We start from the raw sequence: 26,999 nt of genomic DNA on the forward strand, positions 1-26,999 counted from the left end.
GAAATGGAGGATGTTCTGCGCCAGGCGCGGGGTCTCGGGCAGGTCGAGCGGGATGTATTCGGGCATTACATACCCGAGGGGGGGGGGGGGGGCCCGCCCCCCCCCCCGGGGGGGCCCCACGGCGGTTTTCGGGGGCACTGCCCCCGTCGCGGGCTGGCCCGCGACTCCCCCGAGGTATTTGGAAAACCAAAGACATGCGGGGCTGTGTGGAATTCCGCACGGTTTGCGTGGGTGGTTGTGCGGGTTGCGTGACATGCTGTTTCGCAAGGATCGTTATCTAATTGAATTTAAATGTGAAATTAAATCTCTTGCCGGGGTGTGGGTGGCATGTGTTCACTTCGCCGTGAAGGTGCTGGAGGGCACCTTGAATTGTGACTTTGAAAATCCTGGGAGGATGACATGAAGAAATTTGCACTGGCCGTAAGCACCGTGGCCCTGATGGCCGCAGGCGCAACCGGCGCGATGGCTGCCTGTGACGACGGCGAGATCGTGATCAAGTTCAGCCACGTGACCAACAGCGACAAACACCCCAAGGGCATTGCCGCGACCCTGTTGATGAACCGCGTCAACGAAGAGATGAACGGCAAGGCCTGCATGGAGGTCTTCCCGAACTCGACCCTGTACAACGATGACCAGGTCCTGGAAGCGATGCTGCAAGGCGACGTTCAACTGGCCGCGCCGTCGCTGTCGAAGTTCGAGCAGTTCACCAAGAAGTTCCGTATTTTCGATCTGCCGTTCATGTTCAAAAACATTGCGGCCGTGGATGAATTCCAGAACAGCGAAACCGGCCAGGCGATGAAGGAATCGATGGTCAAGCGCGGCCTGCTGGGCCTGCAGTTCTGGCACAACGGCATGAAGCAGATGTCGGCCAACAAGCCGCTGGTCCTGCCAACCGATGCCGCCGGTCTGAAGTTCCGCGTGCAGCCGTCAGAAGTGATCAAGGCGCAGATGGAAGCGATTGGCGTCAGCCCGCAGCCGATGGCCTTTTCGGAAGTCTACGGCGCACTGCAGACCGGCGTTGTCGACGGTCAGGAAAACACCTGGTCGAACATCTATGGCCAGAAGTTCTTTGAGGTTCAGGACGGCACGACCGAAACCAACCACGGCATCATCGACTATATGGTCGTGACCTCGACCGACTGGTGGGACAGCCTGCCCGACGACGTGCGCACCCAGCTGGCGACCATCCTCGAAGAGGTCACCACCTCGCGCAACGCCGCCGTGGGCCAGGTCGACGCCGAAGCCCGCCAGGCGATCCTGGATGCCGGCGGCGTGATCCGCGAACTGAACGCCGACCAGCGCCAGGCCTGGGTTGATGCGATGCTGCCGGTCTGGAAGCAGTTCGAGGGCGATGTCGGCCAGGACAACATCGACGCCGCGCAGGCGATCAACGCCAAGCACTGATCGTTTTCATATCAGGCTACGCCCGGCCCCGCACGCGTTGGGGCCGGGTTTTCCCGATCCATCCTTACATCGTCAGGGGGGAGTGCGATGTCTTCCCAATATGAGCCGCAATCGGCATTGGGCCGCTTTGTGAACGATTTCGAGGAAACGGCGATTGCCGTGATCCTTGGAATGATGACCATCATCACCTTCGTCAACGTGGTGCTGCGCTATGTCTTTCGCGACGGGCTGAGCTGGGGGCTTGAGGCGACGACCTTCCTGTTCGCCTGGCTGGTGCTGTTCGGGATCAGCTATGCGGTCAAGGTGACCGCGCATCTGGGCGTGGATGCGGTTACGGGCATGGTCAGCGCACCGGTACGGCGCGTTCTGGCCCTGATCGCCGCAGCGCTGTGCATCTTTTACGCGGTCCTGCTGATGAAGGGGGCCTGGGATTACTGGGCCAATTTCGCCAACCTGCCGCAAACCACAGGGCGCTGGCTGCCCACCGGGCTGGAAGAGATGAAGCGCACCAGCTATCGCGGTTGGTACGAGGTGCTGGAACTGCCGATGCCCGATTGGCTGCGGTGGATCGAACCGATCATGAACGACGGTGACGCCTATGAAAAAGTGCCGCGCTTTATTCCCTATTTCATCCTGCCTTTCGGGATGGCGCTGCTGTTGTTCCGCTTTATTCAGGCCACCGTTCGGATTTGGACCGGTCAGTCCGACAGCCTGATCGTCAGCCACGAAGCCGAAGACGCCGTCGATGACGTCGCCCACATGAACCGCGAGGGCTGATCCCATGGAAGTTGCAATTCTCTTTGCCATGGTCGTCGGACTGATGTTGATCGGCGTGCCGATCGCGGTGTCCCTTGGCCTGTCGTCGATCCTGTTCCTGCTGGTTCTGTCGGATACCTCGCTGGCCTCTGTGGCGCAGTCGCTGTTCCAGGCGATGGCAGGTCACTATACCCTGCTGGCAATCCCGTTCTTCATCCTGGCCTCCAGCTTCATGTCGACGGGCGGCGTGGCGAAACGGATCATCCGCTTTTCCATCGCCTGCGTCGGCCACCTGCGCGGCGGCCTTGCCATCGCAGGTGTCTTTGCCTGCATGCTCTTTGCCGCGCTGTCCGGCTCGTCGCCCGCGACCGTGGTGGCGATCGGCTCTATCGTCATCGCGGCCATGCGGCAAGCGGGATATTCCAAGGATTTCGCCGCCGGCGTCATCGCTAATGCGGGCACCCTTGGCATCCTGATCCCGCCCAGCATCGTGATGGTGGTCTATGCGAGCGCCACCGACGTCTCGGTCGGGCGGATGTTCCTCGCGGGCGTGATCCCGGGGATCATGGCGGGCACCATGCTGATGATCACGATCTACGTCATGGCCCGCATCCGCAACATGCCCGCCGGGGAATGGAAAGGGTTCGGAGAGATCTTCTCAAGCTTCCGCGACGCGTTCTGGGGGCTGATGCTGATCGTGATCATCATGGTGGGCATCTATGGCATTCCAGGTATCACCGGCGCGATCTTCACCCCGACAGAAGCAGCGGCGGTGGCCTCGGTCTATGCCTTCCTTGTCGCGGTCTTCGTCTACCGGGACATGGGGCCCCTGAACCAGGGGGACGACAAGCGCAAGCTGACCCTGATCGACAAACCGATCGCGCTGGTCACGGCCTTCTTTCACCGCGACACCCGGCAAACCCTGTTCGAGGCCGGCAAGCTGACGGTCACGCTGATGTTCATCATCGCCAACGCGCTGATCCTCAAGCACGTGCTGACCGACGAACAGATCCCGCAGCAGATTGCCAGCGCGATGCTGGATGCAGGCTTTGGCCCGGTGATGTTCCTGATCATCGTCAACGTGATCCTTCTGATCGGCGGGCAGTTCATGGAGCCCTCGGGCCTGATCGTGATTGTCGCCCCGCTGGTCTTCCCGATCGCGATCCAGCTTGGCATCGACCCGATCCACCTGGGCATCATCATGGTGGTGAACATGGAAATCGGCATGATCACTCCGCCGGTGGGCCTGAACCTCTTTGTCACGTCGGGCGTGGCGGGGATGCCGATGATGCGGGTTGTGCGGGCGGCTCTGCCATTCCTGGCGGTGCTGTTCGTCTTCCTGATCATGGTGACCTACATCCCCTGGATCAGCACATGGCTGCCGATCAGCATCATGGGACCAGAGATCATCACGAACTAGGCCCGACCCGGCCGAAAAAACAAACGGCGCCCCGAAAAGGGCGCCGTTTTCCTGTCTGCCAGTCCGCGTTGGCCGGACAGACCGGCCTTCCCATCATCTTGCCGGAAATATCCCGGGGGGTGTGGGGGGCTGGCCCCCCACCGGTCCGCCAGCGTCAGCGGGCCGAGGCGTTCAATGCCTCGACGATCGGCCGGAAATCCGCGGCGGTCAGGGACGCCCCGCCGACCAGCGCGCCATCGACATTCGACACGCCAAAGATCTCGGCCGCGTTGCCGGGTTTCACCGAACCGCCATAGAGGATGCGCACCGACCGGCCGACACCGGCGCCAAAGCGGCGTTCCAGCCGCATCCGAATGAAATCGTGTACCTCTCCGATCTGGTCCAGCGTCGGGATCAGCCCGGTGCCAATGGCCCAGATCGGCTCATAGGCAATCACCAGGTTATGACCCGTCGCGCCATCGGGTACCGACCCCGCAAGCTGGCCGCCGATGATGTCCAGGGTGTCTTGCGCCTCGCGTTGGGTCAGGCTTTCGCCGCAGCACAGCACCACGGTCAGACCCGCCGCCCAGGCGGCGGCGCATTTGGCGCGCACGTCCGCATCGCTTTCGCCATGGTCATCGCGGCGTTCGGAATGGCCCAGGATGACATGGCTCGCGCCCGCGTCCTTCAACATCTCGGCAGAGATGTCGCCGGTATGCGCGCCGCTGTCCTTGGGGTGGCAATCCTGCCCGCCGATGGCCAGCCCGTCGGGAGCGGTTTCGCAGGCGGCAGAGATCAGCGTGGCGGGCGGGCAGATCAGCACTTCGGCCTCTCCGGCCAGGGTAGGCGCCAGCGCCTCCAGTTCCGACAGCGCGGCCCGAAGCCCGTTCATCTTCCAGTTGCCCGCCGCCAGTTTTCTCCGCATACCCTGTTCTCCATCGTTGTCTGGGACCCGCGACATCATCGCGGGGGCAGGCCGAAGGTCAAGCCCTTGCGCCGCATTCGCCCCCTGCTATGACGACGCATCCCTTGGACGGAGCGCGGGATGATCCCCAGACTCGATGCCGCGAAAATTGCCGCCGGCGACGTGGAAACACTTGCCACGCTGAAATCCGCCGCCGAAGGCATCGGGTTCATGACCGTGACCAAAACCGCGATCACGCCCGCCCGGATGCGGGACGTCCTCGCCGCCTACCGCGCATTCTTTGCCCTGCCAGAGGCGGACAAACAGGTGGTCAACATGGCGCTGACCGGGGCCAACCGGAAGTGGGGCGCGCCTCTGTCGGAACATGTCGATCCCGACGCCAATCCCGATTACAAACAGGTCTTCGACTGCGGCTTTGAACTGCCCGCGGGGGATCCGCGGGCCGGCCTGCCGGTCCGCGTCGCCCCCGGTGATTTCGTCATCAATTTCGGCGAAATGCTGGAAATGTGGACCCGTGGCCGGGTGAAGGCAACGCTGCACCGGGTTGTGGGGTCGTCGCAGGAACGGATTTCGGTCCCGATGTTCTTCAACCCGAACTTTGACACCAATGTCGCGCCCATGGGGTCCGACGCGGTGATCATGGCGGGCGAACACCTGTCGAAGCGCTTTGCCGAAACCTATGTCCATATGAAAACGAAGGGCTGAGCCCGTCGGCTGGCCGGTTAGCGCAGTTCCGCCAGGGCTTCACGTGCAAGCGCCTCTGCGGCGTCGGGGTGGTCCTGCGCCTCGGGTGGCAGGGTCCAGTAGGGCATGGCCGCATGTGCGCCGTCCTTGCGGGTATATTCCCAGCGGGTGCAGCCCATCGCGTCCAGCTTGTCGGCAAAGGCCCCTGCGCCCTTGATCATCAAGGCCCCGTCCGGGCCGATGATCGCGAAGATGGTGCCATCGTGATACAGGCACAGTCCACCCATCATCTTGCGCGTGGTGATGTCGCCCAGCCCCGAAAACAGGTCCACGGCAAAGGCGATATCGCCGTCACTGACCGCCATGGCTGTCCTGTTCGGCGCGCAGTTCCTCGACGTCCTTGAACTTGATCGACTCCCCACAGCCGCAGGCATCGACCACGTTCGGGTTGCGGAACTTGAACCCCGATTCCAGCAGGCTGGTCTCAAAGTCGATTTCGGTTCCGAACAGGAACATCTGTGCCATTGGCGCGATCATCACCCGCGCACCATCCTGTTCAACCACCTCGTCATTGGGGTCGGCGGTATCGACGTAGTCCATGGTATATTCCATGCCTGCGCAGCCGCCTTTCTTGACACCGATGCGCAGACCGGCACGTCCGTCGCGCTCCATCAGTTTGTGAATCTGCTTGACGGCGGCAGGGGTCAGGGTCACGGCCTGTTTGCCGGGAATGGTGAACATTGCGGCTCTCCTTTCCGGGAAAGGTAGGGGTTGAAGCGGTTCCGCTCAAGAGGACATCAGAACAGCACGGACATGAAAGCCGTAATCTGATGGTCGAAAATGGCCAGATGGGCGGCGATTGCCCGACGGGCCTGTTCAGTGGCGAAAAACAGGGCGATCTGGCCAAGCACGAACCCGCCGGTCAGACCAATCGCGGCGCGCGCCAGAACGCCCCGGCGCATCATGCCACGCGCCTGTCGGCTGCGGGCATCACATGAACCCCAGTTCCAGCCGCGCCTCGTCGGACATCATTTCCATGCCCCAGGGCGGATCGAAAACCATTTCCACGTCGACCTGCTTGACGCCGGCCAGCGGTTCGATCGCGTCGGCGACCCAGCCGGGCATTTCACCGGCCACCGGACAGCCCGGTGCGGTCAGCGTCATCAGCACCCGGACTTCGTTCTGATCGGTGATGTCGATCGTGTAGATCAGCCCCAGATCATAGATATTCACCGGGATTTCCGGGTCATACACCGTCCGGCACGCTTCGACGATCTGCTCGTACAGCGGATGGTCTGTGCTGGAAGGCGCAATCAGCGGTGTGCCTTCCATGGGCTGGGTTGCTTCGGTCATATCCGGTCCTTCGATCTTACCTGAGTGAAGATATAGGGAATATCGCCGGCGGGGTAAAGGCCGCGCGCTCCGAGGCATTTTTCACAAACAGGTCATATTGAAGCCCGAATCAACCCGCGAAATGCAACCATACCGCGCACACAAGGGACGAGAGGACCGCACCATGACCCTGCCTAAGATCGACGCATTGACCCGCACCCGCGTTCACGACCTGATCGCAACGGATCTGCAATGCGCGGTGGACGATGCCGATCTGCGCCGCCGCCTGGCGATGAACGGTTACGGGTTTCGCGATGACGCGGATCGCCGGGTACTGGTGACCCTGCCGCACATGGTCGAAATCCTGGACCTGCCGCGCCGCGCGCTGATGAACTGAGGCGCACCTCAGTCGTTGATATCCTCGCGGATGATCTTTCGGTTGCTCTTGGGGCCACGAAACGCCAGTTTCAGACCGATCCATGCCGCCAGCGACAGACCGGCCCAAAGCGCCATGAGGATCGACGCTGCGGGGCTGAGACCCAGCGCAACCAGCACGCTGACCGCCAGCGCCCCAAGCGCGAAACCCAGGAAAACGAACCCCGGCGCCAGCACTTCCAGAATGGCCAGCGCCAGCGCCGCCGACAGCCAGACCCACCACAGCGATAGCCATGCCATCAGGCACCGCCTTTCGGTTTGAACATGGCAAAGGCATTGCCGAACGCATCCAGCGCCTGCGCGGGCAGAACAACGGTCTGGCTGCCTTGTCCGGCCCCCAGAGCATTCAGCGCCTCGACCTGTTTCAGGGCGACGTTGTATTGCACGGCGTCCAACCCGTTTTCGGTAATCGCCTTGGCCACGACCTCGGTCGCATAGGCTTCGGCCTCGGCGGTGACGCGGCGCGCCTTGGCGGCCTGTTCCGCGGCATAAAGGTCGCCATCAGCCGCCAGTTCAACCGCACGCTTGCGGCCCTCGGCTTCTGTCACGGCGGCGCGGCGGGCGCGTTCGGCGTTCAACTGCTGCAACATCGCTTCGCGGGTGGCGGCATCCAGATTCACGTCCAGGATCTCGGACCTGGTCACCTCGATCCCCCAGGCATCGACCGCGTCTTCGACCGCGGCCTTGATCGCGGCGGTCAGCTGTGACCGGTTCGATTGTACCTCGTCCAGTTCCATCTTGCCGATCTCGGCGCGGACGATCCCGGCGACGGTGGTTGCAATCGCGGCATCGACATCGCGGATGCGGTAGACGGTCTTTTCCGGCTCTGTGATGCGATAGAATACGCTTGTATCGACCTGGACCAGCACGTTGTCGCTGGTGATGGCGTCCTGGCTCATGGTCGGCAACTGGCGTTCCAGAACCGAAATCTTGTGTCGCACCACGTCAAGGAAGGGCACGATCATGTTGATGCCCGGTCCCAGCACCGCATGCAGCCGCCCGAACCGTTCGACCACGTGTTTTTCCGATTGCGGCACGATCCGCACCGCCCTGAGCACGAGGATGACGAACAGAACCGCCAGGAGCAGGTAGCCAAGGTTGGAGGCAAGAAACTCTTCAAGGATGGGCGGCACGGGCGTGTCCTTTCGCAAAATCACTGAGGGTTTGATATAGGCATGACGGATGATTGCAACCAGTGACAGGCACGGGTAATCCACCGGGGTTGCAAGGAAAGGACGACAGGCGATGGCGCAGACGGGCTTTGTGAAGCTGGCGCAGGACGGCAAGGCGCGCACCGGGGTGATCACCACACCGCGCGGAGAGATCCGCACCCCGGCCTTCATGCCGGTGGGCACGGCGGCGACGGTCAAGGCGATGCTGCCGGAAAGTGTGCGGGCCACCGGTGCCGATATCCTGCTGGGCAACACCTACCATCTGATGCTGCGGCCAACCGCGGAACGGATCGACCGGCTGGGCGGGCTGCACAGGTTCATGAACTGGGACCGGCCGATCCTGACCGATTCCGGCGGGTTCCAGGTGATGAGCCTGTCCGGGCTGCGCAAGCTGACCGAGGCGGGCGTGACCTTCAAATCCCATATCGACGGGTCGAAACACATGCTGTCGCCGGAACGCTCGATGGAGATCCAGCGCCTGCTGGGGTCGGACATCGTGATGTGTTTCGACGAATGCCCCGCACTGCCCGCGGATCGCGACAGGATCACCCAGTCGATGCGGCTGTCGATGCGCTGGGCCGCGCGTTCGCGCGAGGCTTTCGGCGACCGGCCCGGGCACATGCTGTTCGGCATTCAGCAGGGCGGGCTGGAACAAGACCTGCGGGGCGAAAGCGCCGAGGCGCTGAAGGCGATCGGGTTCGACGGCTATGCCGTCGGGGGCCTGGCCGTGGGCGAAGGGCAGGAGGCGATGTTCGGCTGCCTGGACTATGCGCCCGACATGCTGCCCGAGGACAAGCCGCGCTACCTGATGGGGGTGGGCAAACCCGATGACATCGTGGGCGCGGTGAAACGCGGGGTCGACATGATGGATTGCGTCCTGCCGTCCCGGTCGGGGCGCACGGGGCAGGTGTTCACCCGGCGCGGCGTGCTGAACATCAAGAACGCCCGCCACCAGGACGACCCGCGGCCGCTGGACGAGGCCTGCAGCTGCCCGGCCTGCACCGGGTATTCCCGGGCCTACCTGCACCACGTGTTCCGCGCGCAGGAGATCATCAGCTCGATGCTGCTGACCTGGCACAACCTGCATTATTTCCAGGAGATCATGGCGGGGATGCGCGCCGCGATCGCCGAGGGACGGTTCGACGCCTGGGAGGCGGAGTTCCACGCCACCCGGGCGCTTGGGGATATCGAGCCGCTGTAGCGCGGAACGCCGCCCGGCGGGCGGCGTGCAATGGAAGCCCGGGCAAGCCCGGGCGGGGGAAAGGGGGCGCTGCCCCCTCTGGGCCTTTGGCCCATTCACCCCCGGGATATTTTCCGGCAAGATGATCTGGACTGTCAGCTTTCGCCGAAGACGCGCCCGAAGATCGTGTCGACGTGCTTGGTATGGTAGCCCATGTCGAATTTCTCGTTGATGCCGTCGGTGCCGAGGGCCGCGACGACATCCGCGTCGGCCAGCAGCTGTTCGCGGAAATCGACGCGGTCTTCCCAGACTTTCAGCGCGTTGCGCTGGACCATGGCATAGGCGTCTTCGCGGCTGACGCCGGCCTGGGTCAGTGCCAGAAGAACACGTTGGCTCATCACCAGCCCGGGGAACTTGTTCATGTTGTCGCGCATGTTGTCGGGGAAGATCAGCATCTTGTCGATGACACCCGCGAGACGGTTCAGGGCGAAATCGAGCGTCACGGTGGCATCGGGGCCGATGCCCCGTTCGACCGAGCTGTGCGAGATGTCGCGTTCGTGCCAGAGCGCCACGTTTTCCATCGCCGGAATCACCGTCATCCGCACGAGACGGGCGAGGCCGGTCAGGTTTTCGGTCAGCACCGGGTTTTTCTTGTGCGGCATGGCCGAGGAGCCTTTCTGGCCCATCGAGAAGAATTCCGCGCCTTCCAGAACCTCTGTCCGCTGCATGTGGCGGATCTCGATCGCGACGTTTTCGATGCTGGAGGCGATGACGCCGAGCACGGCGAAGAACATGGCGTGGCGGTCGCGCGGGATGACCTGGGTGCTGATCGGTTCCGGGGTCAGGCCCATCATCTTGCAGACGTGGTCTTCGACCGCGGGGTCGATATTTGCGAACGTGCCGACCGCGCCCGAGATGGCGCCGGTGGCGACCTCGGCCCGGGCCTGTTGCAGGCGGGCCTTGTTGCGGTCCATCTCGGCGTAGAAGCGGGCGAAGGTCAGACCCATGGTGGTGGGTTCGGCATGGATGCCGTGGCTGCGGCCGACCCGCAGGGTCATCTTGTGCTCGAACGCGCGTTTCTTGAGCGCGGCCAGTACCTTGTCGAGATCGGCCAGAAGGATGTCGGCGGCGCGGACAAGCTGCACGTTCAGACAGGTGTCGAGCACGTCCGAGGAGGTCATGCCCTGGTGTACGAAGCGGGCCTCGTCGCTGCCCACATGTTCGGCGAGATGGGTGAGGAAGGCGATCACGTCATGCTTGGTCACCGCCTCGATCTCGTCGATGCGGGCGACGTCGAATTCCACGTCTTTGGCTTTCCAGACGGCTTCGGCGTTTTCCCTGGGGATCACGCCAAGCGCGGCCTGGGCGTCGCAGGCGTGGGCCTCGATTTCATACCAGATCTTGAACTTGGTGGCGGGCTCCCAGATGGCGGTCATCTCGGGTCTTGCATAGCGGGGGATCATGGCGCGCGCTTTCGTGGTTGTTCGGGAATTGCGCGCGGGTTTAGACCGGGGGGGCGTGCGGGGCAAGGCATCGCGCGGGGGCTGAGGCGGTTTGCCATGGGGGAACGCGGTGAGACTGGCGGATTTCGAGGGGCGCTGGCGGTTGGAGCGGGTGATCGAGGACCGTTTGGGCGGCCCGGCGCGGTTTTCCGGTGAAGCGGCGTTCGTGCCGGACGGGATCGGGCTGGTTTACGAGGAGCGGGGGTGGCTGGACGCCCCCGCCGGCCGGTTCCAGGCGGAGCGGCGGTATCTTTGGCGCGAGGACGGGCAGGGGATTGTCGTCTGTTTCGACGACGGGCGGTTCTTTCACCGGATCGGTGCGGAGGCGGCCCATTGGTGTGAGGCGGACGATTACCGGGTGCGGTATGATTTCAGTGGCTGGCCCGTTTGGCGGGCGGTCTGGCGGGTGACGGGGCCGCGCAAGGACTATCTGATGGACAGCGTGTACCGGCGGTGAGGCGGGGGCTCTGCCCCCTCTGGGCCTGCGGCCCATTCACCCCTGGAGTATTTGGAGAAAGATGAAAGAGCGGCGGGTCAGACCATCATTTCCTTGGTCGCGGACAGGGTCACGTCGGGATAGTCGCGGATCACGCGGTCGATGTCCCATTGCAGCCGGGTGAGGTAGACCACGTCGCCGTCATTGTCGTGACCGATGTGCTGCTTGTTGGCGTTGATCAGTTTGTCGACCGCCGCCTTGGGGCCGGTGACCCAGCGGGCCGAGGTGAATTGCGAGGGCTCGAACCGGACGGGCAGGCCATATTCCAGTTCGATGCGGCTGCCCAGAACCTCGAATTGCAGAGCGCCGACGACGCCGACGATGAAGCCGGAGCCGATCATCGGCTTGAAGACCTTGGCGGCGCCTTCCTCGGCGAATTGCATCAGCGCCTTTTCCAGGTGCTTGGCCTTCATCGGATCGCCCGCGCGCACGCCTTGCAAGAGTTCCGGCGCGAAGCTGGGGATGCCGGTGACCTTGAGCGTTTCGCCTTCGGTCAGGGTGTCGCCGATGCGCAACTGGCCGTGGTTCGGGATGCCGATGATGTCGCCCGCCCAGGCTTCTTCCGCAAGTTCACGGTCGGCGGCCAGGAACAGCACGGGGTTCGACACGGCCATCGGTTTCTTGCTGCGCACATGGGTCAGTTTCATGCCGCGCCGGAAGTGGCCGGAGGCAAGGCGGACGAAGGCGACGCGGTCGCGATGCTTGGGATCCATGTTCGCCTGAACTTTGAAGACGAAGCCGGAAACCTTTGTTTCTTCGGGAGAAATCTGGCGTGGCTCGGCGGATTGCGGTTGCGGCTCGGGGCCGTATTCGCCGATTCCGTCCATCAGTTCCTTGACGCCGAAGCTGTTGATGGCAGAGCCGAACCAGATCGGGGTCATGTGCCCTTCGAGTACCGCCTGCGGGTCGAGCGTGGGCAGCAGTTCGCGGGCCATCTCGACCTCTTCCTGCAACTGTACGAGCAGGTGAGCGGACACGTGTTCGGCCAGTTTGGGATCATCCAGCCCTTTGATTTCAATGGTTTCCGCGACCTTGTTGCGGTCGGCGCGGTCCATCAGTTCCAGCCGGTCGTGGATCAGGTCATAACACCCCAGGAAATCACGCCCCATGCCGATGGGCCAGCTTGCCGGGGTCACGTCGATGGCCAGGTTTTCCTGGATTTCATCGATGATTTCAAACGTGTCTCGGCTTTCGCGGTCCATCTTGTTGCAGAAGGTGAAGATCGGCAGGTCGCGCAGGCGGCAGACTTCGAACAGCTTTTTCGTCTGGCTTTCGACGCCCTTGGCGCCGTCGATCACCATGACCGCCGCATCCACCGCCGTCAGGGTGCGATAGGTGTCTTCCGAGAAGTCCGAGTGCCCCGGTGTATCGACAAGATTAAAGCGGAAGGTCTTGAAATCGAATGACATTGCCGAGGCCGAGACCGAGATGCCACGGTCCTGTTCCATCTTCATGAAGTCCGACCGGGTGCGCCGCGCCTCGCCCTTGGCGCGGACCTGACCGGCCATCTGGATGGCGCCGCCGTAGAGCAGGAATTTCTCGGTCAGAGTCGTCTTGCCCGCGTCGGGATGCGAGATGATGGCAAAGGTTCGGCGCCGGGCGATCTCGGCGGGAAGGTCGGGGCGGTTGGGTGCGGCGTCAAGCATGGCGCGCCGTATATTTCGGCGCGTGCGGCTTGGCAAGAAAATCGCGAGTCCGATGGGCACAATCGATGCACAATCCATGCACATTGTATGCGCATGCGATGTGGCTCAGCCCGTCGATGACCGCCTGAGCCGGTCGGCGGTATCCGCGCCGCGCAAAAGCTTGCGCTCGACCTCCAGATCGTCGTGCGAGGTTTGCGAGTGGCCGGGCAGGAGCTGGTCGAGCGCGGCCTGCATCTCTGGCGGGAGGGCAGCAGAGGTGCGGCTGTCGACCATCATGGATTCGACTGCGATGCCTTCGGCAAAGACGATCTGATGCTGATCGAACAGCATCTGGTAATAATCGACGAACCCGCCGGGGTCGAAACGCACGCTGTCGCCGTTCACAAGGTGACGGGCACGCACCAACAGTTCGGCACGGCCGGCGCCCAGTTCGTCATTGCGCTGATAGATGAACAGGCGGTGATCGGGGGACACCCGCAAATCGCCCAGGTTGTTCAGCACGCCCGCGCGGATCAGCACCGGGGCAAAGCTGCCGGTGGCGCGCAGGGTGGTCTGGCCGAGCCACCGGATTTCCTGCGGGCCGGCGTCGCGGGTCAGGACGCGGTCGCCGATCTTCAGGTCTTCGACGCGGCGCTGTTCGCCGGTCGCCATCGTGATGTGGGTACCCGCGGTGAAGGAAACGCAGGCCATCTGGGCGAATTTCTGTAGCGCCGCCTCGGGCGAGATGCCGACCAGTGTCAGGCCGGTTTTCGGCGCCAGCGGGGACAACGGCATCAGGTAGACGGCGGCGGCATTGCCGTTGGTCGTGACCTCGACCAGGATCAGCGCCTCTGTCGTGTCGCCTTGCGGTGTCATGAAGGTCAGGCAGGCATCCAGGTAGAGATCCGCGCCCGGGGTGCCGATATCGCTGTCGCGGGCCACACGGTAGGGCGGAATCCGGTCCGCCACCAACCGCAGGGTGCGTTCGGGCGCGTCGGTGGCCAGTTCATAGACATCGTCCAGCATCAGGTCTTCGGCATAGCTGAGCGTGTCGCCGTCGTTGGCACCGTTCACGACGCGCAGATCGGAGGCGGCATAAACGCTGACGCTTTGGACATGGGGTTTGGATCGCTGACGGGACATGGCACCAGGAACTGTTGTGGCGCGGGGTTTGGCCGCGCGCAGGGATGGACCTTCATCCTATCGCAGGTCAATGTGTCCTCAAATGGCCGGCTGTTCGGCGATTTGTCGACAGCGGTCACGGAACAGGGAGATTTCGGATGGATCTGGGTATTCGCGGGAAAAAGGCGCTGGTCTGCGCGTCGAGCAAGGGGCTTGGCCGCGGCTGTGCCGAGGCGCTGGCGGCCGAAGGCGTCAACCTTGTGATGAACGCGCGCGGGGTCGAGATGCTGGAGGCAACAGCGGCAGAGATTCGTGCCCGCCATGGCGTCGAGGTGGTGACCGTGGCCGCCGATGTGACCACGCCAGAGGGGCAGGCAGCGGTGATCGCGGCGGCCGAAGGGGCCGATATCCTTGTCAACAATGCCGGCGGCCCGCCCCCGGGGATGTGGACCGACTGGGACCGCGCGGATTTCATCAAGGCGCTGGATGCCAACATGCTGACCCCCATCGCGCTGATCAAGGCGCTGGTACCGGCGATGATGGAGCGGGGCTGGGGCCGGGTGGTCAACATCACCTCGCAAAGCGTCAAGGCGCCGATCCCGCAGCTGGGCCTGTCCAATTCCGCGCGCGCCGGGCTGACGGGCTATGTCGCGGGCACCGCGCGGCAGGTGGCGCCCTTTGGCGTGACGATCAACAACCTGCTGCCGGGGTCGCATGACACCGACCGGATCGTGGCGCTGGAAAAGTCGATTTCGGCCACCCAGGGCATCACGATGGAACAGGCCCGCAAGGACCGTACCGGCGGCATACCCGCGCAGCGCTACGGCACGATCGAGGAATTCGGCGCGGCCTGTGCGTTCCTGTGTTCGGACAAGGCGGGCTTTATCGTCGGGCAGAACATCCTGCTGGACGGCGGCGGCGTCAACGCAACGCTCTGATGGCGCGGGGGCCGGACGGGCAGGGCGGCGGCGCGGGCGTTTCGCTGTCCGATCAGCTGTTCAACGCGGCGTCGGTGGCCGATCTTGCCGCCGACTATGCGGTGTTGCCAGGGTTCGACGCTGGCCGGTTCCAGGCAGAGGTGCTGGCGGGCCTGCCCGGGCGTGGGCTGCTGGAGCGGCTCGACTGGATCGCCGATTGCGTCGCGGCACAGCTGCCGCAAGGCTTCCCCGCGATGGCAGAGGCGCTCGAGGCCGCGCTGCCGCCGGAACTGGACCCGACGCGGCGCGACGATGACTTCGGCCGGTTCATCCATGCCGTGCCCGGCATCCTGGCGGTGCGCCACGGGCTGGAGCATCACCACGACCGCGCGCTCGATCTGCTCTATGCCGCGACCCGGCGGTTTTCGATGGAGTTCTACATCCGCCCCTTCCTGAACCGCTGGCCCGACGAAACCCTGGCACGGCTGGACGACTGGGCCCGGGATGACAATTACCACGTCCGCCGGCTGGTCAGCGAAGGCACCCGGCCAAGGCTGCCCTGGGCAAAGCGGCTGACACTCGACCCGCTGGTGCCGTTGCGGTTTCTCGATGTGCTGCACAGCGATCCCACCCGTTACGTCACGCGGTCGGTGGCGAACCACATGAACGACCTGTCCAGGATCGCGCCCGAGCGGGTGTTGGCACACCTGCGCCAGTGGCACGCGGCGAACAAGCAGGAGGCGAGCGAGATCGCCTGGATCACCCGCCACGCCCTGCGCACCGCGGTCAAGCGGGGCGAACCCGCGGCGCTCTCGCTTCTGGGCTATGCCAGCGACGCGCCGATCGACGCGCGGCTGGAACTGCTGACGCCAACCTGCGCGCGCGGCGATCCGCTGCTGTTTCGCGTGCACCTCACCGCGCCTACCCGGTGCAAGGCCCTGGTCGACTACCGCCTGCGCTTCGCGCGCCCGAACGGCAAGAGCGGTGAAAAGGTCTTCAAGCTCAAGGCGATGGACCTGCTCCCGGGTCGACCCGTCACGCTGGAAAAACGCCACAAGCTCAAGGCCGAGGCCAGCACGTTCCGCCTGCATCCCGGCCTTCATGGCCTGACGCTACAGGTGAATGGCGTCGATCGCGCAAGCACGGTGTTCGACCTGACCTAGGGAGCCGCACCGGTCACACAAAGCCGCGCACCTATGTCTTTGGTTTTCCAAATACCTCGGGGGTTTGGGGGCAGCGCCCCCAAGCGCGGCACAGCCGCGCGCCCCCGGATTCCCTGGCGCGGCGCTGCCGTTCCGGTCTGCGTGTCAGACAGAGATCGCCACGCCCTTGCGCCCGGCCAGGTCGGTGAAGAACTGCCACGCCACCCGGCCCGAGCGGGCACCACGGGTGGCTTGCCATTCGATCGCCTCGGCGCGCAGGTCCTCGTCCGACACGGTCACGCCATAGGCGTCGCAATAGCCACGGATCATTGCCAGGTACTCGTCCTGCGAACAGGGGTGGAAGCCCAGCCACAGCCCGAACCGATCTGACAGCGACACTTTTTCCTCAACCGCCTCTGACGGGTTGATCGCCGACGATCGTTCGTTCTCGATCATGTCGCGCGGCATCAGGTGGCGGCGGTTCGAGGTGGCGTAGAACAACACGTTCGCGGGCCGGCCTTCGATCCCGCCATCCAGAACTGCCTTCAGCGATTTGTAGTGCTGGTCGTCATGGCTGAAGCTCAGGTCGTCGCAAAACAGCAGGAACCGCGTGTCGGGCGCGGTGCGCAACAGGTTCAGCAGGCGCGATACCGACGGCAGGTCTTCGCGCTGCAATTCAACGATCTTCAAATCGTGGCCCTCGGCGCGCACGGCGGCATGGACTGCCTTCACGACCGAGGATTTGCCCATGCCGCGCGCGCCCCACAACAGCGCGTTGTTGGCGGGCAGACCGGCGGCGAACTGGCGGGTGTTTTCCAACAGCGTGTCACGCGCCCTGTCGATCCCCAGCAGCAGGCCGATATCAACCCGGCTGACTTTCGCCACCGGTTCCAGCCGATCGGGCTCGGTGTGCCAGACAAAGGCTTCGGCACCGGCGAAATCGGGGGCTGCGCCGGGGGCCGGAGCCAGACGCTCCAGCGCCTCGGCAATGCGTGTCAGGGCCTGGGACTTCTTCACTTGTCCGCCTTCTTGTCGGCGTCGTCCTCATCGTCCTCGTCGAATTCCTTCATCAGCGGATCGTCGAAATCGGCGGGGTCGTCGAACAGGCTCTCGTTTTCGCCGATGATCCCCTCGGCGCGGGCCTCTTCGTCTTTCTTCTTCTCGACCATCTGCACCAGCCAGATCGATATCTCGTACAGACCATAGACCACGGTAAACAGGATCACCTGGGTGGTGACGTCCGGCGGCGTGACCAGCGCGGCCACGGTCAGAATGCCGACAATGGCATATTTCCGTGTCGCCCGCAGCCCCCGTGACGACGCAAGCCCGGCCTTGCCCATCAGCGTCAGAAGAACCGGCAGCTGGAAGCACAGGCCAAAGGCCACGATCATTTTCAGGGTGATATCAAGGGTTTCGTTCACCTTGCCGTTGAACACGATGTCGATGCCATGGTCCGCTGCATCGGCGGATGCGTCGCCGCCGAAATAGGCCGACACCATCGAGGGCACGTCGGCAAACCCCAGGAAGAACGCCATGGCCAGCGGCACCACGACATAATGCGCGAATGCCGCGCCCAGCAGGAACAGCAGGGGCGACGCGATCAGGAACGGCAGGAAGGCATTCTTTTCATTGCGGTACAGCCCCGGTGCCACGAAGCGCCACAGCTGGTAGCCGATGACCGGGAAGGACAGCGCCAGCCCGCCGACAACCGAGATCCGGATCAGGGTAAAGAAATACTCTTGGGGCGCGGTATACTGCATCACCGGGTTCGGATTACCAAGACCGCGCATGGTCTTTTCGATCGGCATCAGCAGAAAGTCGAGCAGGTAGCCGCCGACCGAGAAACAGATCACCATGCCGACCAGAAAGGCCACGACCGACCAGATCAGCCGGGTGCGCAACTCGGCCAGATGCTCGATCAGCGGGGCCGAGGAGTCGTCCAGATCGTCGGTGTTGGCGTTCATTTCTCGTCCTTGGCATCGTCCGTGGCAGGGGCGGTGTCACTGGCCAGTTCGGCCTCCAGCGCCTCGGCCTTCTTGGCCGCTTCCTCTGCCTCGCGCTTTTTGCGGTTGGCGGCGGCACGGGCCGCGCTGGCCTCGATCTTCTTGCGCTGGGCGTCCTTTTCGGCGGCCAGCTTGCCGGTCTCGCTGTCGGGGTCGAGCGTGATTGTCTTGGCCGCGTCCTTGACGCCGTCCATGGCCGTGCTGACCGGATTGGTGGCGGCGCGCAGCGTCTTTTGCAGATCGCTGACGCCTGCATCGTCGGCGGCATCGTTCATCGCGCGGGAAAACTCACGCGCCATGCCCTTGGCCTTGCCGACGAACCGTCCGATGTTGCGGAACAGCACCGGCAGGTCCTTGGGACCGACCACGATCAGCGCAACCACGCCGATCACCAAAAGCTCGGACCACCCGAGATCGAGCATCGCGGCTTACACCTTGTCTTTTTCTTCCGACGGGGTCACGTCCTTGGCCTCTTCCGCGGTCTGGTTTTCAAGTTCCTCGGTGCCGTCCTTGACGCCTTTCTTGAAGGCGGTGATGCCTTTGCCGACCTCGCCCATGAGCGAGGAAATCTTGCCGCGGCCGAACAGAACCAGCACGACGACGGCGATCAGAAGAAGGCCGGGAAGGCCGATGTTGTTGAGCATTGGATGTCTCCTTGCAGCCGCGGGCCGCAACCGGCCCGGTGGAAATTCAGGCCCACCACATACGGGTTTTGTCCCCCGACCGGAAGCGCAATTGCACCATTCCACGGTCCGGCGCGGCTGAAAATCGCACCTCTTTTGACAGGATGCTGTCAACTGACAGGATAATGACAGTATAGTGCTCGCAGACTGGGCAGGCCCGGCCCAGAATCACCCCAAGGTGACGCCCGCGCCGGGGCCCGGCCCGAAACACCTGCGCAAGGACAGTTCCGCCATGTCGCGTTCCGACCGCCTGTTCGACCTGATCCAGATCCTGCGTGACGGCAAGCTGCACCGCGCCGAAGACCTGGCGCGCACGCTGGGCGTGTCGATCCGCACGGTCTATCGCGACATGGACACGCTCGCCGCCTCTGGCGTCCCGGTCGAAGGCGCGCGCGGGGCGGGGTACATGGCCACCTCTGCCGTCACGCTGCCGCCCCTGAACCTGACGCTGGCCGAACTTGAGGCGCTGCACATATCCATCGCGGTGCTGGGGCAGTCACAGGACGCGGAATTGCAAAAGGCCGCCGCCTCGCTCTCTGCCAAGATCGAAGCGGTGCTGCCCGAAGACACCGCCGCCAACCGCGGCAGTTTCGGCTTTTCGGTCTATCCGTTCGACCGCGCCGCGCAGGGGTTTCGCCACATGCCGACGATCCGCGCTGCGATCCGGGTCCGGCAAAAGCTGGAACTGGACTACCTGGGTCAGGACGGCGCGCGCTTCCGTCGGATCGTGCGGCCGTTGCACATGGATTACTGGGGCAGGCTCTGGACCCTGACCGCCTGGTGCGAAACGACCCAGACGTTCCAGGTCTTCCGTGTCGACCGTATCGAAACCCTCCGGGTGTTGCCGGGCCTCTTCGTCGATGAACCCGGCAAGACGTTGAAGGACTACCAATCCGGTCAGCAGCCCTGAGCGCTGGAAGTCTTTGGTTTTCCAAATACCTCCGGGGTGAGGCCGAAGGCCGAGGGGGCGGAGCCCCCAACGATTTTTCGAAGAAAAATCGCGCGCCGATCCGACGTTTACTGCAGGAACGGCATCGGGTCGACGCTGTCAAACCCGCGCCGCACTTCGAAATGCACGTATGGCGGCGATCCCGGGCGCAGCGCGCCGATGGCCTGGCCGCGGCTGACCCGGTCGTCCTTTTTCACCTTGATATCCCCGACGTTGGCATAGACCGTCAGCAGGTTGTCGGGGTGCTTGATGACCACAATCGGCACGTTGTCGGCATCCGAAGTCACCGCCGCAACCACACCCGACGCCGCCGCCTTGACCGGCGATCCGGCCGAGGACGAAATGTCGATCCCTTCGTTCCGGCCCTTGGCGTATTCGCGGATGATCGAGCCCGAGACCGGAAAGCCCATCTCGGCGTTGCGCGTCACCGGCTTGGTGGTTTCCAGCGCGGGGGCCGCGGGCACGGCCGGTTTCTCCGACGCCGGCGGCGGGGTCTCGGCCGGCAGCGGTTTCGACGCGCTTGGCGGTTCCGGCGTGGGCGAGCCGGTGCCGGGCAGGATGGGGGCGTCGTCTTCGGCCGCGGGGGCAGCCACCGGGTCTGCACCCACCGGGATCAACAGGAACTGGCCCTCGCGCAGGGTATAGTTGCGGTCGAGGCTGTTCCAGTCGGCCAGCGCCCGCACGCTGACGCCATAGAGCCGCGAGATCGTATAGGCAGTTTCGCCGCGCGCCACCTTGTGGCGGATCGGTTCCGTACCGGTCTGGGGGTCGGGGGCCTTTTGCGCAGCGGGCTTCGCAGGCGTCGGCTCGGCACTTTCGATGGCGCTTTCGGCCAGTTCGGTGATGTCCACCTGCGACGGCGGACGGATCGGGCCGGTGGTGGCGGCGCCGGTGGCGGGCGACGGTTCGGCGACGCGGCGCGGCAGGGCGATGATTTCGCCCGGGCGCAGGCTGTCTTCGGGTTTGACCCCGTTGTAACGCCCCAGCTCACCTGCGGGCAGGCCGACGCGGTCGGCCAGGGTTTGCAGCGTGTCCCCACGTTGCGCCACCGCGACCTGGTAGTTCGGATAAGACAGGATGCCTCGGTTGTCCGGCTCTGGCCGCTTGGCGCTGGCGGCCCGCGCGGCGCTGGCGGTCGAGAAATTGTCGCCCATCTTGCCACGCATGTCGAAATCGAACCCGTCGCTGCACGCACAAAGCGCCGCAAGGGCCAGCGTGGCAACAGACAGGCGCAGCAGGTTCCGGGGGGCGGACTGGCGCATCTCGAACTCCTCAATGTCGGCGCGCCCCCAATACGTCCGGGGGCGTCGTTATCAACCCATGGTTACATCTACCCGCTGGTCAAGCGTCCTTGCCCAGACCTTCGACCAGCGGCACAAATCGTACCGGGCGCAGTTCCTCATAGTCAAAGCCGGTGTCCAGCCGCGTCACGCGGATCAGGCTTTGCACCGTGTCGGACTGCCCCACCGGCACCACCATGATACCGCCAATCTTCAGCTGGGCCAAGAGCGGCCCCGGCGGGTCTTCCGCCGCCGCCGTCACCAGGATCCGGTCGAACGGGGCCTGGTCCGGCAAGCCGAAGCTGCCATCGCCGGTGATCGTGGTGATGTTGTTCAAATCCAGCGCCTCGAACACTTCGCGCGCCTCTCGCACCAGCCGCATGTGGCGATCGACGGTATAAACCCGGCGCGCCAGCTGGCTGAGGATCGCCGCCTGGTAACCCGAGCCGGTGCCGACCTCGAGCACCTTGTCCCGCGGCTGGACCCGCAGCGCCTGCGTCATCAGTCCCACGACCGAGGGCTGGCTGATGGTCTGGCCACAGGCGATGGGCAGCGGCATGTCGTCATAGGCGCGGTCGGCGAAATACCCGCGCACGAATTGCGCCCGGTCGAATTTTTCCATGGCCGACAGCACGTTGCGGTCCGTGACGCCCTTCGACCGAAGGGCGTAGAGAAACTGCATCTTGGCTTCGGCATCAAAGGTCATTCAAAGGCGGCCTTCAGCCGGCCCAGGCTGTCTTGCGCGGTCAGGTCGGGACGCATCGGCGTGACGCTGACATAGCCGTCAAGGTTCACCGCCGCATCCGATCCGGGCGCCGAGGGCGCGCGCTGGTCGCCGCCCTTGATCCAGAGGAACTGCCGTCCGGACGGTGCGCTGTGCGGCTCGACCGAGAAAACGGTGCCCTCGCGGCGGCCCTGCGGCGTGACCTGGATGCCCTTGACGGCAGCGGCGGGCACGGGCGGGAAGTTGACCGAATAGAACAGCCGGTAGCCGGTCTGCTCAGCGGGATCCTGCGCAAGAATCCGTCGGATGACGTCGGCGCCAAAAGCCTCCGCCGCCGAGAACGGCGCGGCATGGTCGGTTTCGGGCCCAAGGTATTGCGACAGCGCGATTGAGGGCACCCCCTGAAGCGCGGCTTCGATAGACGCGCCCAAAGTGCCGGAATAAAGCGAATTTTCGGCGGAATTATTGCCCCGGTTTACCCCGGACAGCACGAGGTCGGGCTTGGCGTCCTTCATCACCTCGTGCAAGCCGGCCAGCACGCAATCCGCCGGGCTGCCTTCCGTCGCGAAAACGCGGTCGGACATGCGGATGATCATCATCGGGTGGGTATAGCTGATGCAATGCCCGACCCCCGATTGTTCGAACGCGGGCGCAACGGTCCAGACCTCGCCGTCAGCGCCAGCGACGTCTTCGGCGATGGTCTTGAGCACCTGTAAGCCCGGCGCGTTGATCCCGTCGTCATTGGTGATGAGTATGCGCATGGTTCTGACCCCTTTTGCCCTTCAATAGGCAAAGCACCGGGGCGGGGCAAGCGCACAGCAAGTGTCTTTCATCTTTCTCCAAATACTCAATCTCCGGCGCCGACACGCAGGGCGGCGTTTTGAGTATTTTTGGAAAGATGAAAGCAGGGGGTCAGAGCAGTTCGGGCAGGAGCCGTGCGGCTTCGTCCTGGATTGTCGCCAGTTTGCTGCGGTCCTCGCCGGGATGGAACCGGGCGCGGGTGGCGGTGGCCATCGGGTGTGGCGCCAGGATGCGAACCGAAGGGCCGATCTTGGCGCATTCGGCCTGCCAGCCGCGGACCAGCGCGATCTGTCCGGTCTTCGTGCTGGCGTAGTGGCCGAAGAAGGGCGCTCCTGCGTGGGGGTCGTCGAAGAAAATCGCAGTGCCGGTATCGCCCAGCAGCGCGCCGATGTAGGGCACGAGGTGGCCCATGGCGCGCAGGTTGGTGTCGACCGATCTTTCCCAGTCCTTGCCATCGAGATGGGCTGTGGGCGTCAGCGGCGCGGCGTGGATCGCGGTGTGCACCCAAAGCGCGGCGCCGCCCCAGCGATCGTGGATCGCGCGGCACAGTTGCGCCATCGCGTCGGCATTGGTGATGTCCATAGGTGCAAGCGTGGCGTCGCCGCCCCGGGTCTTGATGCGGTCGTCAAGGTCTTCGAGCCCGCCGACGGTCCGCCCGACAGCGACGATGTGATGGGTGTCGGACAACAGTTCGGCGAGGGCAAAGCCCAGGCCGCGCGAAGCCCCGGTGATAAGCGCAACAGGTCTGGTCATGGATGCGGATGTGCGCCTTTTGCCCGGAGGCGTCAAGGGCTTGCAGCGCCGCTTGGCGCGGGGGAAAAGGGGGCATGGATTTGCGACGGGGCCTTTTGCCGGAAACCGACACGCTGCCCCGGCTGCCGGGGCTGGCGGAGATGCTGGCGTCAGACACCGCGCCCGGGTGGGATGGCTGGGACTGGCTGGAGCCGTCCGGGGCTGATGGCGCCGGCGGGGCGGCGTTGGTGGTGTTGCACGATGCGCTGTGGCTGCCGCGCGCGGGGTTGATCGTGGACAGTGCCGGGCGGCCTGCCTTTGCCAGCGCCGGGCAGGTTCCGCCCCGGATACGCTTGCCGGGAGCGACGCAAACCCGCGATGGCTGGCGAGTCACCGCCAGCGGTGCGGCGCGGGTCGACCGGGCGGCGCTGTGGATGGCGGGCGGTGCGGCGCGGAACTATGGCCATTTCCTGTTCGATGCGTTGCCAGGGGTATGCGCGCTGGACGATGCCGGCATCCTGGCGCAGGTTCCCGCGACGGCGCCGGTCTTGCCGGACTGGGCGCGCACGGTTCTGAAGATGGCCGGCGTGCAGGTGCGGGAACGGGGCGAACCGGTGCTGCGCATCGGCACGCTGGTCTATGTCACCTCGATGAACGCCTATCTCAACCGATGCGGTCCGTTGATCCGCCCGGCGGCAGCGCGGCTGCGAGGGACCGGGGCGGCCGGGCGGGGCGGGGCGGTGTACCTGTCGCGGCGCGGCTATAGCGGGCGCATCCTGGTTGAGGAGGCGCAGATCGAGGCGGCGCTGTCGGGGCGCGGGGTCGATGTCATACGCCCCGAAAAGCTGTCGCCGGATCAGCAGCGCGCGCAGGTTGCGGGACGCGATGTGCTGATCGGGCCTTCGGGGGCGGCGCTGGCCAACATGATTTTCCTGCCGCGTGGCGCGCGGGTGATCGAGATCCGGCCGGAGCCGGTGCAGGAGCCGTGGATGGACCTGGCCTGCCGCGCGCTGGGCCTGATGTTGACGGTGGTGCCGGGATCGGGACCGTTGCCGCGCGCGCAGGTGCCACTGGCGGCGCGGGTGCAGCAACTGCCGAGGTGGGCTTTGCGGCGATATCACTATGCCTATTCCGCCGATCCGGGGCAGGTTCTGGCGGCGTTGGACGCGGCGCGCTAGGCGGTGAGGTGCGGGCGGATATCCTGCCCGCAGGCGGCATAGATGTCGAGCAGGTCGTCAAAGCTGATGCCGACATGCTGAGCCTTGGCCAGCGGTCCGTCGTGCGCGGTCAGGGTCGGGCGTTCGGCAACGGTGCCGGGGGTCAGGTCGCAGGCGATCGGCTCTTCGGTTTCGAAGCCGGGCAGATCGTTCATCAGCCAGGCAAAACACCCGTCGAACCCCGCATCGCCGTTACAGAAGTCGATGTAGCGATAGAAGTTTTCCGGCGTGACGCTGGCCCAGACGGCAAAATGGAACACCTCGTCGCTGCCACGGATCGGCAAGGGCAGGACGCAGCAGATGAAGCGGTGCTGTTCCCAGCGGCAGAGGTCGGCCGACAGGCGATCCTCGCCTGCGTCGAGAATGTCGCGGCCGGTTGCCTGACGATCCCCATGTGGCCAGCAATCGGGGTGGTCGAGCCCGATGTCGAAAATGCCGTTGAACGACCGCCCGCAACAGGGGCAGGTCCGGGTTTCGTCGTTGAAGCGCCGCCAGCGGGCGTCGAGGGGAAGAAGGTTCATGGCTGCGACATGTCGGGTCCGGTTGGCAAGGTCAAGCCCGGGCTGGGCAAACCGCGCGATCTGCGCCACTCTGGCCCAGGTTCCGAGGCGGAGGATGCGATGCGGCAGTGGATCTTGGCGGGGGCACTGGTGTTGCCCGGTCTTGCAGTTGCGGATGAAATCAGCGGCGATTGGTGCGGGCCGGAGGGCGGGGTGATCACGATCCGCGGCGATCGGGTCACATCCCCCGGCGGGACGGTGACAGACGGGCTTTACAGCCGGCACCGTTATGAATTCCTGATCCCCGAGGGCGAAAGCGATGCGGGCGGCTGGTTCGTCATGCGGCAGGTGTCGGAAGAGCAGGCCGTGGTCCGTGTCGATGACGGAGCGGCGCAGACCTGGACGCGCTGCCAGGGGATGAGCTGACGCCGCTGGCCGTGTCAGCGATGCGCGACAGGCCGGGCGATTGCCCGGCCCGTGCGGCCCGCGAGATGGCCCTGCGGGGTTATTCCGCGGCTTTCATCTGAAAGCCTTTTTCGATCATGTCGGCGGGTTCGACCGGGTATTCGCCCGAGAAGCACGCATCGCAATACTGCGGACACGAATCGTTGCGGCCACTGGCTTCGCCAGCGGCGCGGTAAAGCCCGTCCAGCGAGATGAAGCGCAGGCTGTCAACACCAAGGTGGGTACGCATTTCGTCTTCGGTCATCGTTGCGGCCAGAAGCTTTTCGCGCTGCGGCGTGTCGACGCCATAGAAACAGGGCCAGGCGGTGGGCGGGCTGGCGATGCGGAAATGCACCTCGGCCGCGCCGGCATCCAGCAACATGTCCTTGATCTTGCGGCTGGTGGTGCCGCGCACCACGCTGTCATCCACCAATACGATGCGCTTGCCCGCGATCAGGGCGCGGTTGACGTTCAGTTTCAGCCGGACACCCATATTGCGGATCTGTTCGGTCGGTTCGATGAAGGTCCGGCCCATGTACTGGTTGCGGATGATCCCCATGCCATAGGGAATGCCGGATTCATGGGCATAGCCGATCGCCGCCGGGGTGCCGCTGTCGGGGACGGGGCAGACAAGATCGGCTTCGACTGGGGCTTCGCGGGCCAGTTCCACGCCAATCTGGCGGCGGGTTTCATAGACCGAACGGCCGCCGATGATGCTGTCGGGGCGGCTGAAATAGACGTGCTCGAAAATGCAGAAGCGTGGCTTGGCGGGACGGAACGGGCGGACCGATTCAACGCCGTCCTCGGCGGTGATGACGACCATTTCACCCGGCTCGATCTCGCGCACGAAATCGGCGCCGATGATATCCAGCGCACAGGTTTCCGACGACAGGCACCAGCCGTCACCGACCTTGCCCAGAACCAGCGGGCGCACGCCCAGCGGGTCGCGCACGCCGATCAGCTTGGTTCGGGTCATCGCGACCACGGAAAACGCGCCTTCGACCCGGCGCAGCGCGTCTTCCATCCGGCTGGGGATGTCGCGTTGCAGCGAGCGGGCCATCAGGTGGATGATGCATTCCGAATCCGACGAGGACTGGAAGATCGATCCGCGTTCGATCAGTTCGCGCCGCAGCGCGATGGCGTTGGTGATGTTGCCGTTGTGCGCAATCGCCGCGCCGCCCATGCTGAATTCGCCGAAGAACGGCTGCACGTCGCGGATCGCGGCGGCCTTGGATCCGGCGGTGGAATAGCGCACATGCCCGATGGCCAGCGGCCCGGGCAGCGATTCCATCAGCGATTGCTTGGTGAAATGGTCGCGCACATAGCCGAAACGATGGGCCGAATTGAACCCGGTGGCCGCCGAATGGCTGACGATGCCGCCCGCCTCTTGCCCGCGGTGTTGCAGGGCGTGCAGGCCAAGGGCGACGAAGTTGGCGGCGTCTGTGACACCGACCACCCCGAAGATGCCGCACTCTTCGCGCAGCTTGTCGTCGTCGAAAGGATGGGCGGGGGGCATCTGGAGGTCGGACAAGGGTGGCTCCGAATCCTGTGTTGGGCGTTCGTGCCCGTCATAGT

32 protein-coding genes are annotated in these 26,999 nt (G+C 64.6%); 12 read left to right on the forward strand and 20 right to left on the reverse strand.

The genetic code is table 11. From position 1 onward, the window contains the following. Positions 1 to 399: 399 nt before the first annotated feature. From VK792_RS10205 to VK792_RS10215, 3 genes are all read left to right on the forward strand, one after another. Positions 400 to 1,404, forward strand: coding sequence for a DctP family TRAP transporter solute-binding subunit (locus VK792_RS10205; RefSeq protein ID WP_326297380.1), 1,005 nt, complete (start codon positions 400 to 402; stop codon positions 1,402 to 1,404). 87 nt (positions 1,405 to 1,491) lie between these two features. Further along, positions 1,492 to 2,181, forward strand: coding sequence for a TRAP transporter small permease (locus tag VK792_RS10210; RefSeq protein WP_326297381.1), 690 nt, complete (start codon positions 1,492 to 1,494; stop codon positions 2,179 to 2,181). A gap of 4 nt (positions 2,182 to 2,185) precedes the next feature. After that, positions 2,186 to 3,580 carry a TRAP transporter large permease gene (locus VK792_RS10215; protein WP_326297382.1) on the forward strand — a complete coding sequence of 465 codons (1,395 nt, stop codon included), beginning with the start codon at positions 2,186 to 2,188 and terminating at the stop codon, positions 3,578 to 3,580. 154 nt (positions 3,581 to 3,734) lie between these two features. Here the strand turns inward: VK792_RS10215 and tpiA are convergent, their stop codons facing one another. After that, complete coding sequence (gene tpiA / locus VK792_RS10220) at positions 3,735 to 4,484, reverse strand: triose-phosphate isomerase (protein WP_326297383.1); 750 nt, start codon at positions 4,482 to 4,484, stop codon at positions 3,735 to 3,737. A 120-nt stretch (positions 4,485 to 4,604) separates the two neighbouring features. On the opposite strand from tpiA, the gene VK792_RS10225 reads away from it, so the two are divergent. After that, complete coding sequence (locus VK792_RS10225) at positions 4,605 to 5,189, forward strand: 2-oxoglutarate and iron-dependent oxygenase domain-containing protein (RefSeq protein WP_326297384.1); 585 nt, start codon at positions 4,605 to 4,607, stop codon at positions 5,187 to 5,189. 17 nt (positions 5,190 to 5,206) lie between these two features. On the opposite strand, the gene VK792_RS10230 is transcribed toward VK792_RS10225, so the two are convergent. Genes VK792_RS10230 through VK792_RS10245 form a run of 4 tightly spaced genes read right to left on the reverse strand, consistent with a single transcriptional unit; the run spans position 5,207 to position 6,521 of the window. Then, positions 5,207 to 5,533, reverse strand: a complete 327-nt coding sequence (locus tag VK792_RS10230) for a TfoX/Sxy family protein (RefSeq protein ID WP_326297385.1) — start codon at positions 5,531 to 5,533, stop codon at positions 5,207 to 5,209. Continuing rightward, the gene (locus VK792_RS10235) at positions 5,520 to 5,909 is read right to left on the reverse strand and encodes a HesB/IscA family protein (protein WP_326297386.1); all 390 of its coding nucleotides are present in this window, start codon (positions 5,907 to 5,909) and stop codon (positions 5,520 to 5,522) included. Before VK792_RS10235 ends, VK792_RS10230 begins: the two co-directional genes overlap by 14 nt. Before the next feature lie 56 nt (positions 5,910 to 5,965). Further along, positions 5,966 to 6,133: a hypothetical protein gene (locus tag VK792_RS10240; protein ID WP_326297387.1), complete on the reverse strand. Its 168-nt coding sequence runs from the start codon at positions 6,131 to 6,133 to the stop codon at positions 5,966 to 5,968. 25 nt (positions 6,134 to 6,158) lie between these two features. After that, positions 6,159 to 6,521 (reverse strand): SUF system Fe-S cluster assembly protein, encoded by a 363-nt coding sequence (locus VK792_RS10245; protein ID WP_326297388.1) that lies wholly within the window; start codon positions 6,519 to 6,521, stop codon positions 6,159 to 6,161. Between the two features lie 163 nt (positions 6,522 to 6,684). Here VK792_RS10245 and VK792_RS10250 point away from each other — a divergent pair, with 163 nt between their 5' ends. Further along, entirely contained in the window at positions 6,685 to 6,897 is a 213-nt protein-coding gene (locus VK792_RS10250) for a hypothetical protein (RefSeq protein ID WP_326297389.1), read from the forward strand. Positions 6,898 to 6,905: 8 nt separating this feature from the next. On the opposite strand, the gene VK792_RS10255 is transcribed toward VK792_RS10250, so the two are convergent. Then, positions 6,906 to 7,175: an NfeD family protein gene (locus VK792_RS10255; protein WP_326297390.1), complete on the reverse strand. Its 270-nt coding sequence runs from the start codon at positions 7,173 to 7,175 to the stop codon at positions 6,906 to 6,908. Beyond that, on the reverse strand, positions 7,175 to 8,059 hold the full coding sequence (locus VK792_RS10260; protein ID WP_435404841.1) for an SPFH domain-containing protein: 885 nt from the start codon (positions 8,057 to 8,059) through the stop codon (positions 7,175 to 7,177). Before VK792_RS10260 ends, VK792_RS10255 begins: the two co-directional genes overlap by 1 nt. A 121-nt stretch (positions 8,060 to 8,180) precedes the next feature. Here VK792_RS10260 and tgt point away from each other — a divergent pair, with 121 nt between their 5' ends. Beyond that, a complete protein-coding gene (tgt, locus tag VK792_RS10265) occupies positions 8,181 to 9,308 on the forward strand; it encodes a tRNA guanosine(34) transglycosylase Tgt (RefSeq protein ID WP_326297392.1) in 1,128 nt (375 codons plus the stop codon). Between the two features lie 134 nt (positions 9,309 to 9,442). On the opposite strand, the gene purB is transcribed toward tgt, so the two are convergent. Beyond that, positions 9,443 to 10,750, reverse strand: coding sequence for an adenylosuccinate lyase (gene purB / locus VK792_RS10270; RefSeq protein ID WP_326297393.1), 1,308 nt, complete (start codon positions 10,748 to 10,750; stop codon positions 9,443 to 9,445). Between the two features lie 109 nt (positions 10,751 to 10,859). Here purB and VK792_RS10275 point away from each other — a divergent pair, with 109 nt between their 5' ends. Further along, on the forward strand, positions 10,860 to 11,246 hold the full coding sequence (locus VK792_RS10275; protein WP_326297394.1) for a DUF6314 family protein: 387 nt from the start codon (positions 10,860 to 10,862) through the stop codon (positions 11,244 to 11,246). 77 nt (positions 11,247 to 11,323) lie between these two features. Here VK792_RS10275 and VK792_RS10280 read toward each other — a convergent pair whose 3' ends face one another. Together VK792_RS10280 and VK792_RS10285 are read right to left on the reverse strand one after the other, a co-directional pair. Next, positions 11,324 to 12,931 (reverse strand): peptide chain release factor 3, encoded by a 1,608-nt coding sequence (locus VK792_RS10280; protein ID WP_326297395.1) that lies wholly within the window; start codon positions 12,929 to 12,931, stop codon positions 11,324 to 11,326. A 105-nt stretch (positions 12,932 to 13,036) separates the two neighbouring features. Beyond that, complete coding sequence (locus VK792_RS10285; protein WP_326297396.1) at positions 13,037 to 14,053, reverse strand: Hint domain-containing protein; 1,017 nt, start codon at positions 14,051 to 14,053, stop codon at positions 13,037 to 13,039. A gap of 137 nt (positions 14,054 to 14,190) precedes the next feature. Between VK792_RS10285 and VK792_RS10290 the strand changes: the two genes are divergently transcribed. Next, positions 14,191 to 14,970: an SDR family oxidoreductase gene (locus VK792_RS10290; protein ID WP_326297397.1), complete on the forward strand. Its 780-nt coding sequence runs from the start codon at positions 14,191 to 14,193 to the stop codon at positions 14,968 to 14,970. Then, positions 14,970 to 16,112, forward strand: coding sequence for a YhaZ family DNA alkylation repair protein (locus VK792_RS10295; RefSeq protein WP_326297398.1), 1,143 nt, complete (start codon positions 14,970 to 14,972; stop codon positions 16,110 to 16,112). The genes VK792_RS10290 and VK792_RS10295 overlap by 1 nt, the downstream gene beginning before the upstream one ends. Positions 16,113 to 16,256: 144 nt before the next feature. Here VK792_RS10295 and VK792_RS10300 read toward each other — a convergent pair whose 3' ends face one another. The 4 genes from VK792_RS10300 to VK792_RS10315 are packed head-to-tail and all read right to left on the reverse strand — an operon-like array spanning position 16,257 to position 18,738. Then, complete coding sequence (locus VK792_RS10300) at positions 16,257 to 17,108, reverse strand: ATP-binding protein (protein WP_326297399.1); 852 nt, start codon at positions 17,106 to 17,108, stop codon at positions 16,257 to 16,259. Further along, positions 17,105 to 18,055 (reverse strand): twin-arginine translocase subunit TatC, encoded by a 951-nt coding sequence (gene tatC, locus VK792_RS10305; protein ID WP_326297400.1) that lies wholly within the window; start codon positions 18,053 to 18,055, stop codon positions 17,105 to 17,107. The genes VK792_RS10300 and tatC overlap by 4 nt, the downstream gene beginning before the upstream one ends. Further along, positions 18,052 to 18,516: a Sec-independent protein translocase protein TatB gene (gene tatB, locus VK792_RS10310; protein WP_326297401.1), complete on the reverse strand. Its 465-nt coding sequence runs from the start codon at positions 18,514 to 18,516 to the stop codon at positions 18,052 to 18,054. Before tatB ends, tatC begins: the two co-directional genes overlap by 4 nt. Before the next feature lie 6 nt (positions 18,517 to 18,522). Further along, positions 18,523 to 18,738, reverse strand: a complete 216-nt coding sequence (locus tag VK792_RS10315) for a twin-arginine translocase TatA/TatE family subunit (RefSeq protein ID WP_326297402.1) — start codon at positions 18,736 to 18,738, stop codon at positions 18,523 to 18,525. A 271-nt stretch (positions 18,739 to 19,009) separates the two neighbouring features. On the opposite strand from VK792_RS10315, the gene VK792_RS10320 reads away from it, so the two are divergent. After that, positions 19,010 to 19,687 carry a helix-turn-helix transcriptional regulator gene (locus VK792_RS10320; protein ID WP_326297493.1) on the forward strand — a complete coding sequence of 226 codons (678 nt, stop codon included), beginning with the start codon at positions 19,010 to 19,012 and terminating at the stop codon, positions 19,685 to 19,687. 107 nt (positions 19,688 to 19,794) lie between these two features. On the opposite strand, the gene VK792_RS10325 is transcribed toward VK792_RS10320, so the two are convergent. The 4 genes from VK792_RS10325 to VK792_RS10340 all read right to left on the reverse strand — a co-directional run bounded on the left by VK792_RS10325 (position 19,795) and on the right by VK792_RS10340 (position 23,284). Further along, the gene (locus VK792_RS10325; protein WP_326297403.1) at positions 19,795 to 20,988 is read right to left on the reverse strand and encodes a LysM peptidoglycan-binding domain-containing M23 family metallopeptidase; all 1,194 of its coding nucleotides are present in this window, start codon (positions 20,986 to 20,988) and stop codon (positions 19,795 to 19,797) included. Between the two features lie 79 nt (positions 20,989 to 21,067). Continuing rightward, a complete protein-coding gene (locus VK792_RS10330; protein WP_326297404.1) occupies positions 21,068 to 21,712 on the reverse strand; it encodes a protein-L-isoaspartate(D-aspartate) O-methyltransferase in 645 nt (214 codons plus the stop codon). Beyond that, complete coding sequence (gene surE / locus VK792_RS10335) at positions 21,709 to 22,491, reverse strand: 5'/3'-nucleotidase SurE (RefSeq protein WP_326297405.1); 783 nt, start codon at positions 22,489 to 22,491, stop codon at positions 21,709 to 21,711. Before surE ends, VK792_RS10330 begins: the two co-directional genes overlap by 4 nt. Before the next feature lie 151 nt (positions 22,492 to 22,642). After that, positions 22,643 to 23,284, reverse strand: coding sequence for an SDR family NAD(P)-dependent oxidoreductase (locus VK792_RS10340; protein ID WP_326297406.1), 642 nt, complete (start codon positions 23,282 to 23,284; stop codon positions 22,643 to 22,645). Between the two features lie 74 nt (positions 23,285 to 23,358). Between VK792_RS10340 and VK792_RS10345 the strand changes: the two genes are divergently transcribed. After that, positions 23,359 to 24,441 carry a glycosyltransferase family 61 protein gene (locus VK792_RS10345; RefSeq protein WP_326297407.1) on the forward strand — a complete coding sequence of 361 codons (1,083 nt, stop codon included), beginning with the start codon at positions 23,359 to 23,361 and terminating at the stop codon, positions 24,439 to 24,441. On the opposite strand, the gene VK792_RS10350 is transcribed toward VK792_RS10345, so the two are convergent. Further along, positions 24,438 to 25,001 (reverse strand): DUF2199 domain-containing protein, encoded by a 564-nt coding sequence (locus VK792_RS10350; protein ID WP_326297408.1) that lies wholly within the window; start codon positions 24,999 to 25,001, stop codon positions 24,438 to 24,440. The two genes, VK792_RS10345 and VK792_RS10350, sit on opposite strands and share 4 nt — an antisense overlap. Before the next feature lie 9 nt (positions 25,002 to 25,010). Here VK792_RS10350 and VK792_RS10355 point away from each other — a divergent pair, with 9 nt between their 5' ends. Beyond that, positions 25,011 to 25,406, forward strand: coding sequence for a hypothetical protein (locus VK792_RS10355; protein WP_326297409.1), 396 nt, complete (start codon positions 25,011 to 25,013; stop codon positions 25,404 to 25,406). Between the two features lie 79 nt (positions 25,407 to 25,485). On the opposite strand, the gene purF is transcribed toward VK792_RS10355, so the two are convergent. Next, the gene (purF, locus tag VK792_RS10360) at positions 25,486 to 26,940 is read right to left on the reverse strand and encodes an amidophosphoribosyltransferase (RefSeq protein ID WP_326297410.1); all 1,455 of its coding nucleotides are present in this window, start codon (positions 26,938 to 26,940) and stop codon (positions 25,486 to 25,488) included. Between the last annotated feature and the right edge of the window lie 59 nt (positions 26,941 to 26,999).

The organism is Mesobacterium hydrothermale (genome assembly GCF_035818635.1).
GTDB lineage: Bacteria > Pseudomonadota > Alphaproteobacteria > Rhodobacterales > Rhodobacteraceae > Mesobacterium_A > Mesobacterium_A hydrothermale.